Origin of the sequence: Roseobacter sp. HKCC-CH-9351, from assembly GCF_037830295.1 — a bacterium.
Classification (GTDB): Bacteria; Pseudomonadota; Alphaproteobacteria; order Rhodobacterales; family Rhodobacteraceae; genus M30B80.
Window position 1 is genome coordinate 382,856 of sequence record NZ_JBBLYM010000001.1, and the last position, 19,027, is coordinate 401,882.

General features: G+C 55.9%; 19 protein-coding genes and 1 riboswitch. Of the genes, 2 read left to right on the forward strand and 17 right to left on the reverse strand.

The genetic code is table 11. From position 1 onward, the window contains the following. Positions 1-80 precede the first annotated feature (80 nt). The 12 genes from AAC632_RS01950 to miaB form a co-directional block, all read right to left on the reverse strand. Complete coding sequence (locus AAC632_RS01950; RefSeq protein WP_340298366.1) at positions 81-677, reverse strand: (d)CMP kinase; 597 nt, start codon at positions 675-677, stop codon at positions 81-83. Continuing rightward, a complete protein-coding gene (gene aroA, locus AAC632_RS01955) occupies positions 674-2,026 on the reverse strand; it encodes a 3-phosphoshikimate 1-carboxyvinyltransferase (RefSeq protein WP_340298365.1) in 1,353 nt (450 codons plus the stop codon). The genes AAC632_RS01950 and aroA overlap by 4 nt, the downstream gene beginning before the upstream one ends. 77 nt (positions 2,027-2,103) lie before the next feature. Further along, positions 2,104-2,805, reverse strand: coding sequence for a tRNA (guanine(46)-N(7))-methyltransferase TrmB (gene trmB / locus AAC632_RS01960; protein WP_340298364.1), 702 nt, complete (start codon positions 2,803-2,805; stop codon positions 2,104-2,106). A 59-nt stretch (positions 2,806-2,864) separates the two neighbouring features. Continuing rightward, entirely contained in the window at positions 2,865-4,046 is a 1,182-nt protein-coding gene (metK, locus tag AAC632_RS01965; RefSeq protein ID WP_317655744.1) for a methionine adenosyltransferase, read from the reverse strand. A 6-nt stretch (positions 4,047-4,052) separates the two neighbouring features. Continuing rightward, positions 4,053-4,102: riboswitch (SAM-SAH riboswitch) on the reverse strand. A gap of 18 nt (positions 4,103-4,120) precedes the next feature. After that, positions 4,121-5,641: an apolipoprotein N-acyltransferase gene (gene lnt / locus AAC632_RS01970; RefSeq protein WP_340298363.1), complete on the reverse strand. Its 1,521-nt coding sequence runs from the start codon at positions 5,639-5,641 to the stop codon at positions 4,121-4,123. 2 nt (positions 5,642-5,643) lie between these two features. Continuing rightward, on the reverse strand, positions 5,644-6,543 hold the full coding sequence (locus AAC632_RS01975; RefSeq protein WP_340298362.1) for a hemolysin family protein: 900 nt from the start codon (positions 6,541-6,543) through the stop codon (positions 5,644-5,646). Positions 6,544-6,587: 44 nt separating this feature from the next. Next, the gene (gene ybeY, locus AAC632_RS01980; RefSeq protein WP_340298361.1) at positions 6,588-7,082 is read right to left on the reverse strand and encodes an rRNA maturation RNase YbeY; all 495 of its coding nucleotides are present in this window, start codon (positions 7,080-7,082) and stop codon (positions 6,588-6,590) included. Between the two features lie 11 nt (positions 7,083-7,093). After that, complete coding sequence (locus AAC632_RS01985) at positions 7,094-8,113, reverse strand: PhoH family protein (protein WP_340298360.1); 1,020 nt, start codon at positions 8,111-8,113, stop codon at positions 7,094-7,096. 124 nt (positions 8,114-8,237) lie between these two features. Then, complete coding sequence (locus AAC632_RS01990; protein WP_340298359.1) at positions 8,238-8,567, reverse strand: hypothetical protein; 330 nt, start codon at positions 8,565-8,567, stop codon at positions 8,238-8,240. Between the two features lie 8 nt (positions 8,568-8,575). Then, positions 8,576-8,944: an OmpA family protein gene (locus tag AAC632_RS01995; protein WP_340298358.1), complete on the reverse strand. Its 369-nt coding sequence runs from the start codon at positions 8,942-8,944 to the stop codon at positions 8,576-8,578. Positions 8,945-8,983: 39 nt separating this feature from the next. Beyond that, positions 8,984-9,160 carry a hypothetical protein gene (locus AAC632_RS02000; RefSeq protein ID WP_340298357.1) on the reverse strand — a complete coding sequence of 59 codons (177 nt, stop codon included), beginning with the start codon at positions 9,158-9,160 and terminating at the stop codon, positions 8,984-8,986. 205 nt (positions 9,161-9,365) lie between these two features. Beyond that, on the reverse strand, positions 9,366-10,688 hold the full coding sequence (miaB, locus tag AAC632_RS02005) for a tRNA (N6-isopentenyl adenosine(37)-C2)-methylthiotransferase MiaB (RefSeq protein ID WP_340298356.1): 1,323 nt from the start codon (positions 10,686-10,688) through the stop codon (positions 9,366-9,368). A gap of 153 nt (positions 10,689-10,841) precedes the next feature. Here miaB and AAC632_RS02010 point away from each other — a divergent pair, with 153 nt between their 5' ends. Next, a complete protein-coding gene (locus AAC632_RS02010) occupies positions 10,842-11,648 on the forward strand; it encodes a hypothetical protein (RefSeq protein ID WP_340298355.1) in 807 nt (268 codons plus the stop codon). Between the two features lie 158 nt (positions 11,649-11,806). Here the strand turns inward: AAC632_RS02010 and AAC632_RS02015 are convergent, their stop codons facing one another. The 4 genes from AAC632_RS02015 to AAC632_RS02030 form a co-directional block, all read right to left on the reverse strand. Continuing rightward, entirely contained in the window at positions 11,807-12,280 is a 474-nt protein-coding gene (locus AAC632_RS02015) for an Hsp20 family protein (protein WP_340244575.1), read from the reverse strand. A gap of 153 nt (positions 12,281-12,433) precedes the next feature. Next, positions 12,434-13,756, reverse strand: a complete 1,323-nt coding sequence (gene glcF, locus AAC632_RS02020; protein WP_340299860.1) for a glycolate oxidase subunit GlcF — start codon at positions 13,754-13,756, stop codon at positions 12,434-12,436. An 18-nt stretch (positions 13,757-13,774) separates the two neighbouring features. Continuing rightward, positions 13,775-14,914 (reverse strand): FAD-binding protein, encoded by a 1,140-nt coding sequence (locus AAC632_RS02025; RefSeq protein ID WP_340298782.1) that lies wholly within the window; start codon positions 14,912-14,914, stop codon positions 13,775-13,777. A gap of 63 nt (positions 14,915-14,977) precedes the next feature. Continuing rightward, positions 14,978-16,417 carry an FAD-linked oxidase C-terminal domain-containing protein gene (locus AAC632_RS02030; RefSeq protein WP_340298353.1) on the reverse strand — a complete coding sequence of 480 codons (1,440 nt, stop codon included), beginning with the start codon at positions 16,415-16,417 and terminating at the stop codon, positions 14,978-14,980. A gap of 122 nt (positions 16,418-16,539) precedes the next feature. On the opposite strand from AAC632_RS02030, the gene AAC632_RS02035 reads away from it, so the two are divergent. Continuing rightward, positions 16,540-16,950: a CopD family protein gene (locus AAC632_RS02035; protein ID WP_340259793.1), complete on the forward strand. Its 411-nt coding sequence runs from the start codon at positions 16,540-16,542 to the stop codon at positions 16,948-16,950. Here AAC632_RS02035 and AAC632_RS02040 read toward each other — a convergent pair. Beyond that, positions 16,937-19,027: a hypothetical protein gene (locus AAC632_RS02040; protein ID WP_340298352.1), complete on the reverse strand. Its 2,091-nt coding sequence runs from the start codon at positions 19,025-19,027 to the stop codon at positions 16,937-16,939. The two genes, AAC632_RS02035 and AAC632_RS02040, sit on opposite strands and share 14 nt — an antisense overlap.

The following is a 19,027-nucleotide window of genomic DNA, read 5'->3' on the forward strand; positions in this document are numbered from 1 at the left end:
GAGACGTTGACCGTCTACTTGATTGCGTGGCTCTTACAGTCATTGCGCCAGTATGACAAGGGTTTTGGCCATTTTTCACACTAGCCCTTGAGGCGGGCTGTCACATGTTCTGCCGCAAGGCGAACAGCCGCCTCAATGTCCAAATCGCTGGTGTCGATCACCACCGCATCCTCGGCGGCACGCAATGGGGCATCTGCACGCGACATATCGCGGCTGTCGCGCTCAATGATCTCGTTCAAGATGTGCGCTTCATCTCCCCCAAGTTCCAAATAGCGGCGATGCGCGCGCACTTCGGGGCGGGCTGTGATGAATAATTTCAAATCCGCATCGGGGCAGATCACCGTGCCAATATCGCGCCCATCTAAAACGGCGCCGCCACTTTGACGGGCAAACTCGCGTTGAAATGTCACCAAGGCACTGCGCACCTCGGGGATCACAGCAACTTTTGAGGCAGCTTGCCCCGCCGTATGGCTGCGCAGATCAGTGCGGGCCAGATCGGCAGCTGTCAGATTTTGCGCGGCCATCTCAGGCGCGGCGCCATCGGCCACTTTTGCCCCAACGGCCCGATAAAGCAGGCCTGTATCGAGATGGGCAAAGCCAAATTGATCAGCCAAGCGGCGGCTTATCGTGCCCTTACCTGCGGCCGCAGGCCCATCAATGGCGACCGTGAAAATCAAACGTCCACCTCGCCAAGCGTGGCGCCAAGCCCCCGCATCAGGTCAATGAAGATGGGGAATGAAGTCGTAATTGGCCCGCCATCATCAATTTGCACGGGTTCTTTCGTGGACAGCCCCAAGCACAAGAAAGACATGGCGATCCGATGATCCAAATGCGTTGCACATATCGCGCCGCCTTGCACACCGCCCGCACCGCGGCCCTGCACAATCCACCAATCAGGGCCATCTTCCACCTCAACCCCATTTGCGCGCAGACCTGTGGCCATGGCATCAATGCGGTCGCTTTCCTTGACGCGCAGTTCTTTGACCCCGCGCATCACAGTCGCGCCCGTGGCATTCGCGGCCACAACCGACAGAATTGGGTATTCATCAATCATACTTGCGGCGCGCTCAGGCGGAACTTCGATCCCCTTGAGATGAGGTGAGAAACGCGCACGGATGTCTGCCATAGGCTCTCCGCCTTCATCGCGGATGTTTTCATAGGTCAAATCCGCCCCCATCTCGATCAGGGTTTCAAACAAACCTGCGCGGGTGGGGTTAAGTCCGATATTTGGCACCAATACATCTGAGCCTTCCGTGATAAGCGCCGCACAAATTGGAAAGGCCGCGGAGGAGGGATCACGGGGCACAGTGATATCCTGTGGGCGCAATTCTGGTTGGCCCTCTAAGGTGATCACGCGCCCCTCATCGGTCTGCTCGCTCGTAATCGTTGCGCCAAAACCCGCAAGCATCCGTTCGGTATGGTCCCGCGTGGCCTCTTCTTCGATGACCACAGTTTGTCCGCGCACATTCAAGCCCGCCAACAGAACCGCAGATTTGACCTGCGCTGAGGGCACAGGCAACTTATAGCGCACAGGCACGGGGGTTTCCGCACCGATAATCGTCATCGGCAAGCGCCCGCCTGAGCGCCCAAAGGCCTGTGCACCAAAAAGGGCGAGCGGGTCTGTGACCCGTGCCATGGGGCGCTTATTGAGGCTTGCATCGCCTGTAAAGGTGGCGGCAATTGGGGTTGTGGCCATAGCCCCCATAATCAGACGCACACCCGTTCCAGAATTGCCGCAATCAATCACATGATCAGGCTCGGCAAAGCCACCAACACCAACGCCGTCCACATGCCACTCGCCATCCGCAACACGCGTGACGCGGGCACCGAAGGAGGCCATCGCCTTGGCCGTATCCAAAACATCTTGCCCCTCAAGCAACCCTTTGATGCGCGTCTGCCCAATGGCCATCGCCCCAAAAATAAGGCTGCGATGCGAGATGGATTTATCGCCTGGCACATGCGCCTCGCCCGACAAACCCGCGGATTTCCGCGCCTGCATTTTTATAGGTTTTCCGTGGGCAGACATGCTTCATTCCCTCGCAAATTAACTTGGCCCATCTGATAGCGGTGACAGCCCGCCGCGTCCACAGGCTTTGGGGGGTATTACCCCAATCGGCGGAAGGTCAGATAATGGGGAACCCGCCCCTCCCGCAGGGCTTTTTGTTCGTAACGGGTGGAAATCCAATCGCCCCAAGGTTTGCGCCAATCCTCTGGTCCTTCGGCCAACCATTCAAACCCTGCCTTTGGAACTTCCTCCAATGTCTGGCGGACATAGTCGGGAATATCAGTGGCAACCCGAAAAATCCCGCCGGGCTGCAAAACCCGCGCTAAAGGTTCCAAATGCTCAGGCGTGACGAAACGGCGGCGATGGTGGCGTTTCTTCGGCCACGGATCAGGATAAAGCAAAAACGCACGCACTATTGATGCATCAGGCAGCACATCAAACATATCGCGCACATCGCCCGGAAAAACCCGCAGATTGGCGACACCGCTGGCGCGGATTTTGCCAAGCAGCATGGCCACGCCATTGATATAGGGCTCGCAGCCAATCAATCCGACATTGGGGTTCAGCGCAGCTTGGTGCACCATGTGCTCGCCGCCGCCAAACCCAACCTCAAGCCAAACATCGCGCCCGCCAAATATCGTCTCAAGATCAAGGGCTGTGCGATCGGGGTTCTCGTCCCAATCAACCGCGCCAGGACTAAGCTTGGCCAAGTCTTGTTCCAAATAGGCTTCTTGGCTGTCGCGCAGGTTATGCCCTTTGCGGCGGCCATAGAAATTGCGGTGAGGTCTGGCTTCAGTCATCTTTGAAAGAAGGCCCCAACCAAATCGGTCAGGGCCATACTCCATGTGCAAGGTTCAAATTAGAGCGCGGATTTGATCGCATCAACCAGATCAGTGCGCTCCCACGAGAAGCCACCATCTGCCTCGGGGGCGCGGCCAAAATGGCCATAGGCCGCGGTGCGCTGGAAGATTGGCTTATTCAAACCCAAATGCAGGCGAATGCCGCGTGGGGTCAGGTTCATCGCCTGCGCCACGGCGCGCTCAATCGCGGCCTCATCGACATTGCCCGTGCCATGTGTGTCGGCATAGATCGACAAAGGCTTGGCCACGCCAATCGCATAGGACAGCTGAATAGTGCAGCGATCTGCAAGACCCGCAGCCACCACGTTTTTCGCCAAATAGCGCGCCGCATAGGCGGCTGAGCGATCCACCTTGGTTGGATCTTTGCCCGAGAACGCACCGCCGCCATGTGGGGCCGCGCCACCATAGGTGTCTACGATGATCTTGCGCCCCGTGAGGCCCGCATCGCCATCAGGGCCACCAATGACGAATTTACCCGTTGGGTTAACGTGCCATTCTGTGGCGGCGGTCAGCCACCCCTCGGGCAGCACTTCGCGGATATAAGGCTCGACCAAGTCCCGCACATCAGCGGAGGTCATGCTTTCGTCCAAATGCTGTGTCGACAAAACCAAGGAAGTGATTTCAACTGGCTTGCCATCCTCATAGCGCACAGAAAGCTGCGATTTCGCATCTGGCCCAAGCTGCGGGGCCGCACCCGATTTGCGTGCCTCAGCCAAACGGCGTAGGATCGCATGAGAATATTGGATCGGGGCGGGCATCAGATCAGGGGTTTCATTGGTGGCAAAGCCAAACATGATCCCTTGGTCGCCTGCACCCTCGTCTTTATCCTCTGCGGCGTTCACGCCTTGTGCGATATGGGCGGATTGCTCGTGCAAGAGGTTGGTGATCTCACAGGTTTTCCAATGGAATTTGTCCTGCTCATACCCAATGTCGCGGATACACGCGCGGGCGATATCTTCGATACGGCCCATGTAGTCGCGCAGCTTATCTTGGTCGGACAAACCAACCTCGCCTCCGATAACAACGCGATTGGTCGTGGCGAAAGTCTCGCAGGCAACACGCGCTTCTGGTTCTTCGGACAAAAACGCGTCCAAGACCGCATCAGAGATACGATCGCATACTTTATCAGGATGACCTTCCGAAACGGATTCGGAGGTGAAAACATAGTGCTTACGGGACATGATAAGTGCTCCATTGGGGTTAAAGCCGCCACGTCAGGAAGCCGTTGTGGGGCCAAGATTGCGCCGCTTTATCTTCAACTGCGGGTGGGATCAACCATATCAACACGCCGCTTGCGCAAAAATGCGCCCAAGAGCCCCAAAAGCATCACCCCATAAGCTACATCCCCAAACCGCGCATAAAGGGTCGGGGGTAAGGATGGGGGCAAGGTGGCATCAATCACACCCATCTCTCCCATTCCCAAAGCAGACATGATTTCGCCACGCGCATCTATCACGGCGCTGACCCCTGTATTGGCGGCGCGCAAAATAGGCAAACCTTGCTCCGCTGCGCGCAGCTGAAGCAGGGCCAAATGCTGGTACGGGCCTGAAAACTGACCAAACCACGCATCATTGGTGGCATGGAACATCCAATCAGGGCGCGGCACATCCGCAATATAATGCGGGAAAATAGCCTCGTAACAGACCATCGGGAACACCGTTCCAAGATCTGCGCCGAGGTCAAAGACCTGTGGCCCTGACCCGCGTGAGAAACCTAGACCCATGCGATTTGCGAGCCCGTGTAACCCCATCTCGCGCGCAAGGGATTGCAAGGGCATATATTCCCCGAAAGGCACCAAATGATGCTTATCATAGGTTGCGGTAACTGCGCCCGTTTGATCCACCAAGGCAAGGGAGTTATATGCAACCTCCCCCTCAAGACGTTGTGCGCCCAAAAACAACAGGCCACCGCCTGCAGCAGAGGCCAGATCTTGGCGGATGGTTTCGGTATTCTCCAGGAGCGAAGTTAAAACCGTTTCGGGATAAAGCACCAAATCGGGCCGTGCGCCCCCTGCATCACGGACGGGCAGAGCGGTGAGATCAAGAATCCGATCTTGAAAAAACGGCTTCATCTCAGGCCGCCATTTGAGGTCTTGTGCAGCATTGGGTTGAATGATGCGGATCAGCGGCGCATCTGGGGCCGCCTGTGGCGCGGGAAAGACTGGCATGAACACCCAAAGCGCCACAATGCCGCCCAACAGCCCCCCAACGAAACGCCACGCGCCTTTAATTGTAAAATGGGCCAAAAGACCCGCAGCACTGAGCAACAGGAGGCCCATCCCATGCGCACCGATGACCCCCGCCAAAATCCGCAAATTGGTGCCAATCATGGCGTGGCCAAACATTGCCCAAGGAAACCCCGTCAGGATATAGGCGCGCAGATATTCCCCAAATGACAGCGCCAGAACAATCGCCATGATGCGGGCCGCACGGCCTTGGGGACGGGCCAAAGCGCATGTCACCCAGACGGGCAGTGCGAAAAACAGAGCCAACCCACCTGATAAGGCCAAAATAGCAAAAGGGGCCATCCACCCCTCTTGCGCTGCATAGACCATGAAGGGCTCGACAATCCAATGCAGCGCAAGGATGAAGTAGCCCAATCCCCCCCAAAACGCGAAAACCGCGGCGGCCTTAGGGGTTGGCGATTGGGCCAAGAGATAGATCAAAGCGCCCAATCCCAACGGGGTCGCGATGAGTATGTTAAACGGCGCAATGCCCAGAGCCGCGCCTAAACCTGCGCAAAATGCCAACAGACGCGGATCGCGCAGCCGTGTCATGATCACGCAGCGTCACCTTTGGGCAATCGCACACGCAACCGTTTGATCCGCCGCGCATCGGCATCGACAACTTCGAACTCGGCACCAGAAGGGTGCGGAACGATTTCCCCGCGCGCGGGAATACGCCCCGTCAGTTTGAACACCAAACCACCAAGGGTGTCTATTTCCTCATCTTCGTCAGCGTCCAGCAGTTTGATCCCAATCTCGGCTTCAAACTCGTCTAATGGGGCACGGGCAAGGGCGAGATAAGCGCCTGATTTCTCATGGCTCCATGGGCTGTCTTCTTCGACATCATGCTCATCTTCGATCTCACCGATAACCTGTTCGATCAAATCTTCGATGGTCACCAAACCATCGACACCGCCATATTCGTCAATCACCAAAGCCATATGGGTGCGCTCGGTCTGCATTTTTTGCAGAAGCACCCCAATCGGCATGGAGGGCGGCGCATAAAGCAAGGGCCGCAGCATAGAGCGTAAATCGAAATCACCGTCCGACTTGTGAAAGCCATGGCCTAAGGCAACGTCTTTCAAATGGACGAGGCCGATGGGGCTATCGAGGGTGCCATCGTAAACAGGTAGGCGCGTGTTGCCGCTTTCGCGAAACACCGCGATGAGATCGTCAAGGCTGATATCAGCGGGCACCGCCGTTATCTCGACACGCGGGATCGACACATCCTCGACCCGCAAACGGCGCAGATTGGACATGCCAAATTGCGCAAAGGATTTACCCTCGCTTGCGGGGTGGCTCAGGCTTTCGCCTTCGGCATGATCTGCATGATCGGGGTCTGATGGGCTAGACCCAAAAAGACGGGAGAAGAAACTTTGCCTTTGCGGCAGAGGCTCGTCATCAAGGGGCGCGCTTTGCGCCGCGATAGACGAGGGTTCGGGATTTGAGCTCATAGCCCCTTTCCAAGGTTACACTGACAAAACTTGTGCCATCCGCCCTAATATGGGTCAGCAACCCCCAGTCTGGCAAGGATGCGTGTCTCTAAACTTTCCATCACCGTGGCATCGGGATCATTTATATGATCAAATCCCAACAAATGAAGGATCGAATGAACCATCAAATGGGTCAAATGATCATCAAAATCTTTGCCCTGCTCCTCCGCCTCGCGGGCGCAAGTTTCATAGGCGACTGCAATATCGCCCAATTCATGTGGTGGGCCATCCGCGGCGGGGGTCGGCAATTTGGGCATTTGACCACGGGGCAGATCAATCTCTTCTGCGGGCCAAGACAACACATTGGTCGGTGTCGGCTTGCCACGAAAATCGCTGTTTAGGGTTGCGATTCTGGTATCGCCACAGGCCAAAACCGAAACTGCAAACCGCGCAGGATCAAGCCTAAGCTCGGCACAAATACCTTCCGCCGCGCGCGCAGTGACATCTTCAATGTCACAAGCCTGCCACGCAGGGGTTTCGATCAGAATGTCAATTTCCATGCGCCTTGCGCCTAACCTTTAACCTCATCGGCGTCATAGGCCTCGATAATCTTGGCGACCATCGGATGACGCACCACATCTTTTGCGGTGAAATAGTTAAAGCTGATCCCTGAGACAGCACCCAAAATGCGTTCGGCCTCAGCAAGGCCAGAATTTACGCCACGCGGCAAATCAACCTGACTGCGATCACCCGTGATAACCATGCGGCTGCCGCGTCCCAGACGGGTCAAGAACATCTTCATTTGCATTGTGGTTGCGTTTTGGGCTTCGTCTAAAACCACATAGGCATTGGCCAATGTCCGCCCCCGCATAAACGCCAAAGGTGCAATTTCAATGGTTTTTTCTTCCATCAATTTCTGCAATTGCCGACCGGGTAGAAAATCGTGCAGCGCATCATAAAGGGGCTGCATATAGGGATCGACCTTGTCCTTCATATCCCCAGGCAAGAATCCCAAACGCTCGCCCGCTTCCACAGCAGGGCGCGACAAGATGATACGATCCACATGGCCATTGATCAAGCGGTTCACAGCGACAGCAACCGCCAAATAGGTTTTTCCCGTTCCCGCAGGGCCAATCCCAAAGGCCAGTTCGTTTTTCAGCAAGTTTTGAACATAGGCTTTTTGCGCATCGGTGCGAGGCTCGACCGTTTTCTTTCGGGTGCCGATTTCCAACGAGGATGCACCAAACATTTCAATCTGGTCCCCCGCGCGAACGCCTGTCCCCTCAACAGAGCCAGGCATACGGATTGCGCCCTCGACATCTTCGGCCTCTACTGATTTTCCCGCCTCTAATCGCGCATAGAGACTGCCCAAAACTTCGGCCGCGCGCTCCCGCGCCTCGCCATGCACGGCCAATTGGTTGCCACGGCGAATGATCTGCACCGACAGCGTTGTTTCAATTTGCGTGAGATTTCGATCAAATTCTCCACAAAGGTCGATCAGAAGGCGATTGTCAGGAAAGCTCAGCTGCAAATCCGCAGGGGGGCCAGATTTAGGGGTGGCGGGTGCGCTCAACGTGGACAATGCCAACATACTCTCCTTCGCTTAGAGAAGATTCCTGAGTTGAGAGTGCCAAGCCCTCGCAGCCAAATCAATAGTTAGTGTGATATGCACGAAAATTTCACATATCTAGGCGACAGATGACCGATATTTGCGCCTAGAACAGACCAGCAGAGCGAGTATCAGGCACAACCCCACCTGTAGCGTAGTCACCAACAACTGAATTTGGCGGGGCAAAAGCCGTGCAAACAGGCAAGCCAGACACGGGATCACGGCAGCGCGACCAATACCCTTCTGCGCCATCGTCAATCATCCAAATGTGGCAACCATCAGGGTCGACATAGATGGCGGCCTGTAACTGGCTAGGGTCTTTTGCGTCCAAACCGCGATCACGATTGCTCACAATTGGGCGGTCTAGACCTGAACAGCCCGACAAAACAGTAGCCGCCCCAATTAGGGCAATCGCCAAATATCGCTGACGCATCATGGCCCCCTTCACCTATAACATACGATTTCAACGCGGCGGTTGCGCTGCATATTGGAGGCGCTGTCATTGGGCGCAATTGGTCGGCGTTCACCATAGCCAATTTCACGCGCCACGCGCGCCCCAACACCGCGCGCCATATTGGCCACCGATTCGGCACGGGCCTGCGAGAGGCGGATATTGTATTCATCTGAGGCGCGCGCATCAGTATGCCCATAAATCACATAGGCAAACGCACCCGCCGAGCGGAAAAACTGTTCCAATTGCGCGCGACCATTTGCGGTCAAATGCGCGCTGTCTGTCGCGAAAAGAACATCGCTATTCGTCACTGCGCAGGTGTTGACGCGCATACAGACAAGCATCCCCGTTTGGGGATTCACACGTCCCTCCATGTAGCCCTCAAGACCGCCATCGGCGACTCAATGCATACAGCCGTCAGGATCAATCCAGATCCCCGGCTGCACGCGACCAGGAATAGCCCCACTCTGCGCCGCCGCGAATTGTGGCACAAAGGCAAGCAGCCCAATCGCCAAAAACCGCGCAGAATGTGCCATTCCATGTTGGATAAAGCTGTTCAAAAGCACGCCCAATCTCAAAATTCTTTCCCTGCGACCATCCCGCTAAAACGCGGAAGAATGGTTAACAGCGCGATTATTCGAGAGAATATCCGAGCAATTTCGCTTCAGAAAGAAAAATATTTTAATATTTAGATATAAATTAATAATAAATCTTAACAAATCGTTAGAAATTGTTCCTGTTGGGGCATCCTAACCGCCGAAGGCCACCCCAGACATCCGCAGACTATACCAACGCGCCTGTCAAGGAATTAGTGGCAGACTTAATGATTCGAACCATTACCACTTGACCAATTAATTCAGCAGGCGCGATAGCATGAACCGAATGCAAATAGCCCGATTTTCCAATCAATTGCCCCTCTTGGCGCCCATGCTTTTCAAACAGAACTGGCATTTCGCGCCCCACCATGCTGTCTTGAGCCGCCCTTTGTTGTTCGGTCAAAAGCGCCTGCAATTCTTGCAAACGGGCATCTGCAATCTCAGGCGCAACATCTGCACGCTCGGCTGCGGGCGTGCCGGGACGCGCGGAATATTTGAACGAATAAGCCTGTCCGTAATTCACTTTGCGCACCAAATCCATCGTTTGCGCAAAATCTTCATCTGTCTCGCCGGGGAAGCCCACGATGAAATCCCCAGACAGCAACAAATCAGGGCGCGCGTCGCGGATGCGCGCAATCAGGTCGAGATAGTCCTGCGCGGTATGTTTGCGGTTCATCGCTTTGAGAATACGATCAGACCCAGATTGCACAGGCAAATGAAGATAGGGCATCAGCTTGTCACTATCGCCAAAAGCCGCGATCAAGTCATCTTCCATGTCATTGGGGTGCGATGTGGTAAAGCGGATACGCGCCAAATCTTCGATTTTCGCCAATTCACGGATCAGGCGCGCAAGCCCCCATTCACGCCCATCCTCATCTTGCCCATGATAGGCATTCACATTTTGCCCCAAAAGCGTGATTTCGCGCACGCCGCGTTCGACCAGATCGCGCGCCTCCCCCAAAATGCGCGCAACGGGGCGACTGACCTCAGCGCCGCGAGTATAGGGCACAACGCAAAACGCACAGAATTTGTCGCAGCCTTCCTGCACCGTTAAAAACGCACAAGGCCCGCGCTTGGCACGGCGATCTTTTGGCAGATGCAGAAACTTATCTTCTTCGGGGAAATCCGTATCAAGGGCCTTTTCCCCTGCCTCAACCGCGCGCATCATGGCAGGAAGGCGGTGATAGGTCTGCGGGCCAACGACCAAGTCCACAATCGGTTGACGGCGCATAATCTCTTCGCCTTCGGCCTGCGCGACACAGCCCGCAACACCGATTTTCAGATTGGGGTTCTCATCGCGCAAAGGTTTCAGGCGGCCCAATTCCGAGTAGATCTTTTCCGATGCTTTCTCGCGAATGTGGCACGTGTTCAGCAGGATCACATCCGCTTCTGCCGCACTGCCCACCTGCTCATAGCCCTGACCAGACAGCGCCTCTGCCATACGCTCGCTGTCATAGACATTCATCTGGCAGCCATAGGTTTTCACAAATAGCTTTTTGGGTTCAGTCATTGCACGGGGCCTTTTTCGCAGATCGCAGCACAGGGTCATTTAGCCCAATAGGGGGCGCACATCAACGCATGTGACCCATTGAAATAGACCACAAAGCCCCGCAAATTGGGGTTGGGTTACAAAAATTTCATAATTGGTCGGAATAAACCGCATATGCAGATCAAAGACTATGCATCTTTGGCCGAATTTCGCCGCCTGCCGCGGGGCGGGTTTGGCAAGGGGCCTTTTGCAATTTTGATTGCAGAGGATCGGGTTGAATTGGCCTCGACACTGTCTCATTTGATGCAATTGGGGTTTCGCCATGTGTTCATCGCAGCCCCCGCTGGTTTAGACATCTCACCCGAGACAGAGGGGCACACCCCAAACACTGTTTCGATTATTCGCGCGCAAACCCGCCGCGCAGATGCCGCTGCCAGTCTTGTGAATGCGCTGATCCCTCTCGTGCCAAATGAATGGGTGCATTACTGCTATAACGCTGAATATTTCTTTTACCCGTTCTGCGAGGATCGCACTGTGGGAGAAATGGCAGCCTTCATCGCGGAAGAACGCCGCGACTGCGCGCTGACCTATGTGATTGATCTCTACGCACAAGACCTGAACATTGCACCAAATGCCGTGAACCTAGATCATGCCATGCTCGACAGTGCAGGGTATTTTGCCGATGCGCGCCGTGATGAAACGGGCCGCGCTAAGGACCGCCAACATGATTTTTTTGGCGGTTTACGCTGGCGCTTTGAGGAACATGTTCCCAAAGAACGGCGGCGCATTGATCGGATCGGGTTCTTTCGGGAGAAGGAAGGGCTGCAAATGTTCGAAGATCATCGCCTCAGTGACGAGGAAATGAACACTTTTGCGTGCCAATGGCACCATTCCATCACCGCAACCATATGTTCGTTTCGCGTGGCCAAAGCACTGCGCAGCAATGCAGGATCTCGCTATGATATCGGGGATTTTCGCTAGCACCGCTCAAAGCGGTTCCAATGGTCTAGTCAGCAATTGATGGATTTGGGCCTGATGGAACCAGGGCAGTGGTTCTAGTCTCACAGACGCCCCTGCTACGGAACACCGCCTGCGCGCACGAGGGAGGGCGCGCGCGCAGGGGTGTCTGAAGGTCTGTCTCAGACCTCTACATCTGTCACTTCAAGTGCAGGTGTTTGTTTGGATGCCTTGCCAGATGTGATTGCAATCTGACGCGGTTTTTTTGCCTCTGGCACCTCACGCAAGAGATCGACATGCAACATGCCGTTCTCATGGCTTGCTTGGGTCACGCGCACATGATCGGCCAATTGGAACCGCTTCTCAAAAGCGCGGGTTGCAATGCCACGATGCAAATAGGTGCGGGCGGTGTCGTCTTTTTCTTTGCGGGCCGCGATGACCAGTTCCGTCTCGCGTTGCTCAACACGCAATTCAGCCTCTGAAAAACCCGCAACAGCGATTGAGATACGATAGGTATTCTCATCGGTTTTTTCGATATTATAAGGGGGGTAGCTGTTCGCGCCCGTTTCTTGCGTCAGCAGGCTGTCTAACAAATCAGCCATACGATCAAAGCCGACAGTGGCGCGGTATAGGGGGGTTAGGTCGTAGTTTCGCATAGGACATCCTCCATCAGAAGCGATACCAAGATTTGCGTGGCGCTCTACATCATGAGACACGCCAACAAGGGTTCAGGTCGGCCCGCTTGGCGGCACCGACCTTTCTGATATTGGAAGCAGCTGTTTGGGTTTCAAGACCCCTGAAACAGGGATTTAGCGCAAGATTGGCACAGGCATTTCCTGAGGTGCGCGCGACATCGCAGGCGGTTTCGGCCCACCTGTGGCCCAATCAAGCAACTCGACAGTATGCACTATAGGATGCCCTGTGCCTGACCCAATTTGCATCATGCAGCCGATATTGCCCGCAGCAATCACATCGGGCTGCAGGGCCTCAAGCGTGCGGATTTTGCGCGCCTTAAGCTTGCCCGAGATTTCAGGTTGCATAAGGTTATATGTGCCTGCCGATCCACAGCATAAGTGACTGTCGGCAGGTTCCAGCACCGTGAACCCCGCGGCTCTGAGCAAATCCTTCGGCGCGGTTTTCACCTTTTGGCCATGTTGCAGCGAACAGGCTGCATGATAGGCCACGTTCAAATCTTCGGGGGCTTTGGCGTCAGAGAAGTCCAGCTTTTGCAGAAGCTCCGAAATATCCATCGCAAGACCTGATATGGTTGCAGCATCTTCCGCCAAAGGATCGTTGCGGAACATATGTGCGTAATCCTTGACTGTGGTTCCACAGCCAGACGTGTTGATCACAATCGCGTCCAATCCTGCGCCGCGCGCCTCGCGCATCCATGCTTTGATATTGGCTGCCGCAAAGGCACGCGATTCCGTCTCGCGGCCCATGTGATGGGTCAAGGCCCCACAGCAGCCTGCACCTTCGGCCACAACCACCTCGCAGCCCAAACGGCGCAACAGGCGAATTGTGGCATCGTTGATATCCGTATTCAGCGCCCGTTGTGCGCATCCCGTCATCAAAGCAACCCGCATTTTGCGCGCGCCATGCGGCGCAAAACTTTGTGCATCATCATTGCGACTAACGGGCGGGATTTGCGCAGGTACCATGCTCAACATCGCCTTGAGCCGCGCATCAGGCATCAAAAAGGCAAAAGGCCGCCCAATCTTCGCCCCCAAAAGTGCAAGGCGAAACCGTGTCGGATAGGGCAGAATTTTCGCCAAGGCAAAGCGCAGAACACGATCCGTAAAAGGGCGCTTATAGGTGCGCTCAATATGGGCGCGGGCGTGGTCGACCAAATGCATGTAATGCACCCCCGAAGGGCAGGTGGTCATGCAGGCCAAACAGGACAAGCAGCGGTCAATATGTTTGACGGTCTTTGCGTCTGCTGGGCGCCCAGATTCAAGCATCTCCTTGATCAGATAAATCCGCCCACGCGGACTGTCCAATTCATCGCCCAACACTTGATAGGTTGGGCAAGTGGCCGTGCAAAATCCGCAATGCACACAGGCGCGCAAAATCTCGTTCGAGCGCGCGGTGGCAGGATCGGCAAGCTGTTCTGGGGTGAATGTCGTCTGCATGGCGAAACACGCCCTTCCTTATGCGGCGGGCATGGCCGTGGCCATCAGCCCTGTGTTCAATATTCCTTTTGGGTCAAATTTGCGGCGCAACCCATCTGACAGCGCCGCCAAAGGCGCAGGCTCAGGGTGGAAGGTCGGGATGCGGGCATGCGTGGCCTCAGACGCACGGATCAGCGTAGCATGGCCACCAAATGCACCAAGGGTCTTGCGCAGATCATGCCCTTCGCCAACCAAGGCCCAAATGAGACCGCCACCCCAGTCATAGATCACTTCGCCCTTGATTTTCGCGCCGATTGCAGGCCCGTCACTGGGTTTGCACGAGATGCGCCAGACATCGCCCGTTTGCCCCGCATACGCAGTCACATCGCGTTGATCTTTCCACATCTGGCGCACCAGATCGGGATCAGATATCATCTCCACTTCCCCAAACTCGGCAAGAACGGCGCGTAGGGCATCTGTGCGATAGGCCACGCTTTTGGCAAAGCCTTCAAGACGCAGCATGGTGCGTGACCTGCCACCACGATTGGCGGCATGCGCGGCCCCTGTCACCTCATAGGGTGAGGCTAGGGCACGCGACAGCGCGGCCACGGCGGACTGATCCGACAGCCCCTCAAGGATCAGGCAGGCGCAGGTTTCGACTTCAGGAAGAAGCTTGAAGGAGACTTCGGAAAGAACCCCAAGCGTGCCGTAACTGCCTGCAATCAGTTTCACGAGGTCATAGCCCGTGACGTTTTTCATCACGCGACCGCCATTCTTGATGACGGTTCCCGCCCCATCAACAAAACGCACGCCAATCAAGCCGTCACGCGCGGCGCCCGCTTGAATGCGGCGCGGCCCCGAAACATTGCCAGCAACCACCCCACCGATTGTGGGCGTTCCGTCTGTGCCCAATAGCGCGCGATGATCCATCGGCTCGAAGGGCAGGCGTTGGTTCTCGGCATGAAGCACTGCCTCAATTTCGGCCAATGGCGTGCCAGCTTGCGCGACCAAGGTCAGCGCGCCAGGCTCGTAAAGCGTGATCCCCTTCAAGGCCGCCGTTGACAAAACTTCGCCCGCAACCGCGCGGCCAATCGGGCGTGTGCCACCCCCACGGATCGCCATGGGATGTTTTGCTGCGGCGAGAAAATCGGCCAATTCAGCCTCGGATTTCGGTTGCAACATAGCGCAACGTCCCTTTCATAAGGTAGGCCCCCAAGATGAGATCAGGAGATGAAATTTCGCTTAGGCAGCGTGATCGCGGCGGGTTTCAGTGACCGAAAGCGGAAACACCTTTGCTGGGTTCAAGAGCCATTTGGGGTCGAACACATCCTTCACCCAAAGCTGCGCTTCGAGGTCTGTTGGGTTATATTGCGTCAGCATCAGATCACGCTTTTCAATGCCCACCCCATGTTCGCCCGTCAGGCAACCGCCCACCTCAACACAGAGCTTGAGGATATCCGCCCCAAAAGCCTCGCACAGTTCCAGATCGCCTGGTTTGTTGGCATCAAACAGGATCAACGGGTGCATATTGCCATCCCCTGCATGAAAGACATTGGCAACGCCAAGTCCGTATTCCTTGCTCATCTCGCCGATGCGGCGCAGAACGTAAGGCAAGCTTGAGACGGGGATCGTGCCATCAAGGCACATATAATCATTGATCTGGCCCATCGCACCGAAGGCTGATTTTCGGCCCAACCAAATGCGTGCGGCCTGATCGGCATCTGCTGCCTCGCGCAATTCCACGGGATTGTGGCGCTTGGCAATGTCGAGGATCACATCAAGTTGTTCGCGGATTTCCGCTTCAGATCCTTCTACCTCGACAATCAACAAAGCCTCGCACATCGGGTAGCCCGCCTTGGCAAAGGCCTCAGTCGCCTCGATACAGGGTCGATCCATGAATTCGATTGCCACAGGCAGAACGCCCGCCTTGATAATATCAGAGACGCATTCCCCTGCGACCTCATTGCTGTCAAATCCCATCAATACGGGGCGCGCACCTTCAGGTTTGCGGAGGATACGCAAAGTGGCCTCCGTGACCACGCCAAGCTGTCCTTCGCTGCCGCAAATCACGCCCAATAGATCAAGGCCGCCCGCATCCAAATGCGCGCCACCAATCTCAACGACTGTGCCATCCATCATCACCATCGTGACGCCCAATAAGTTGTTGGTCGTCACCCCATATTTTAAACAATGCGCACCGCCAGAATTCATCCCGATATTCCCCGCAATCGCACAGGCCAATTGGCTTGATGGGTCGGGGGCATAGAAAAAATCATTCGCCTCAACAGCGCCCGTCACGCTGAGATTGGTGCGCCCTGTCTGCACACGGATGAATCGATTGTCGTAATCGGTTTCCAACACCTGTGTCAGGCGCGCCACCCCCAAAATGACGCTATCTGCCGTAGGCAAGGCCCCGCCCGCAAGCGAAGTGCCAGAACCACGCGGAACAACGGGCACACCCTCCTCGTGACAAATGCGCAGCACCTCAGAGACTTCAGCCGTGGACTGGGGCAACACCGCCGCCAAAGGCGGGCAGCGATAGGCCGTCAAAGCGTCACATTCATAGGCCCGCGTTTCATGCGGATCATCAATAACCGCATCATGGGGCAGCACATCGCGCAACCGCGAAATGATCCGCGTGCGCTTGGCCAAAATGGCGGGGTTTGGTTTTGGCATTTCCATAATCAGCCCTCCCTGCGGTATTGGTAAGATTTCTAGACCAATTTGGAGGATTGCGCAAGCAAAAGCCATGCGCGACCGAATTGCCCATAGACGAAACTTAACAAAACAGGCAGCAAGGCAGCATGGATTGGGTCAAAGTCATACATATTCTTTGCGTCATGGGCTGGATGACAGGTATTTTTGCCGTCCCCCGCGCCATTATCTTTTGGAAACGGGAATATGCGCGGCTTGGTGAATTTGGCCCAACAGGCGATCTGACGATTCGCATTTACCGCTTTTCGCTAGGGCTTGGTGTGATTGCGATTGCCACTGGGCTATGGCTTGGGTGGTTTTGGAATTTCGCGCCTTGGGTCTGGGTAAAACTGAGCCTCGTCAGCCTGCTTGGCGCGCATTACGCCTGGACGGGTCGCTTAATCCTGCGCGCCCTAAAAGGCGAGTTCCGCGAAAGCGATTTTTACCTACGGGTCTTTAATGAGGTCAGCGTGTTTGGCGCCATCGCCGTTTTGATCGTGGTGGTCTTTAAGCCCCTCTAAAGCGCCCTTCGCGCAGCCATGCGGCGGCAAGCGCAGCCAAACCTGCGATGAGATACACCCAAACAGGAACAAGCGGTCGGGCGCGCATATCCTGTGTAACAAAGGCATCACGGGCATAAAGCCCCATCCAACCGCGTCCTACTGCACCGCGCCCTTCGGGCACAAGACGCAGATCAGGCAGGGCATCGCGCAGGAAAAACACCACCCCGCCCGTTGCCTCAAGGTGAGGACGAAGAAGATCGCCTGTCGCTATAACCTCGCTAAATTCGCGCGGGTTGGCAGGGCCAATGCCCACAACGATATCTGACAGATCTGCCGCATTTGGATCACTTACGCGGTAAAGCCCATCTTCGGGGGCAAGATAGCTGCCTTCAAACATGCCTTCGGCCGTCTCATGCAATGGCACGGTGATGTCTTCCCCATCTGGCGCTGTCACAATGACTGAGGCAACGCCCGCCCCCATAGTTTGACGGGTAATGCGCATCTCGCGACCATCGGCTTCGGCGCTTAGCGCCTCCTCCTCAAGATCTGGCTCTTTCATCATCCAATGGGCCAGACGGCGCAAAAGCTCTAATTGTGGGCCGCCGCCCTCGTATCCCCGATCCCACAGCCATGCATGATCCGAGGCCAAGAGCGCGACACGCCCCTCACCCACGCGATCCAAGATCAAAAGCGGCGCATCACCTACCCCCTCAAGCACGACATCGCCCGCGTTTGGGGCAACCTCAACTTGCCGGAACCACCGCCCCCATGGCTGATCTGATCCTGCAATGGGTAAATGCGCCGCCTCAAGGCCCCGCGTCACAGGGTGGCGCGCACCAAGGCGGGAAAGATGCGGCACATATGGTTCTTCAAACACGCGCGCGGTCGGCTCGGCGGGCAGAATATCGGCCAAAGGTGAACGATAAAGCGACCCTGCCCCCGCAAAATCAGGGCCTGCCGCCACCAAAACCGCGCCGCCAACGCGGACATAGCGCGCCACGTTTTCAAGATAGATCAGGGGCAATATCCCGCGCCGTTGATACCGATCAAAGATGATCAAATCGAAATCATCAATTTGATCCATGAACAGCTCACGTGTGGGAAAGGCTATCAAGGACAATTCTGACACAGGAACATTGTCGCGCTTTTCAGGGGGGCGCAGAATGGTAAAATGCACCAAATCCACCGCAGGGTCAGATTTCAACAAATTGCGCCATGTCCGTTGGCCCATATGTGGCTCGCCTGAGACAAGCAGCACCGACAAACGATCCCGCACCCCATTGACCTGCGCATAAGCGACATTGTTGCGCGGGGTTAATTCCCCCGCCTGCACAGGCACCTCAAAGCGCACAACGTTCCGCCCTGCATGGGCGAGGTTCAATGTTAATTCAAGCGGCTGCCCAACTGGCACAATCGCGCGTTGAGGTTCGTTCCCGTCAATCGAATAAATCACCTCGGTCTGGCGCGCATCCACCCCATCAGGGAGGGGGCCGAAATCACTGACACGCAATGCGATTTTTACATCTTCGCCCAAAATGCCATAGGCGGGGGCAGTTTCAATTTGAAGGGCGCGATCCCAATCATCCGCCTGCCCCGTGATCAGCGCGTGAACGGGGCCAACGCCTGTGAGCATTGCGTCCAGATCATGCACTTGCCCATCTGTCAGCAAAAATGAGCCTGCAATGCGCTCTTGGGGCAATTCCGCAGCAAGCCCGCTTAAGGCAGACAAAAGCTGCGTCCCTTGATTGCCATCAGCATCGGCCACATAGCGCAGTTCAACCTCGACCCCTTTTGTCTCTAATTCTGCGACAAGGGCTGCAAGCGTGGCTTCGGTTTGGGCGGGACGATCGGCCAAACCTTGCGATGCCGATTGATCCACCACCACTAGGGCGATATCGGCCAGAGGGGCGCGGGTTTCCTCCTGCCAGATTGGGCGCATCAGCGCCACAAGTGCAACCATCGCCGCAACGGCACGATAGGGCCACCCGCGCAGGCCGCGCAGTGCAGCATAGCCCGTGATCATCAACAACACAGCCGCCACAACAGCCACGACCATGGGAGGGAGATAAGGATCAAATAGGATCATCATACCCAT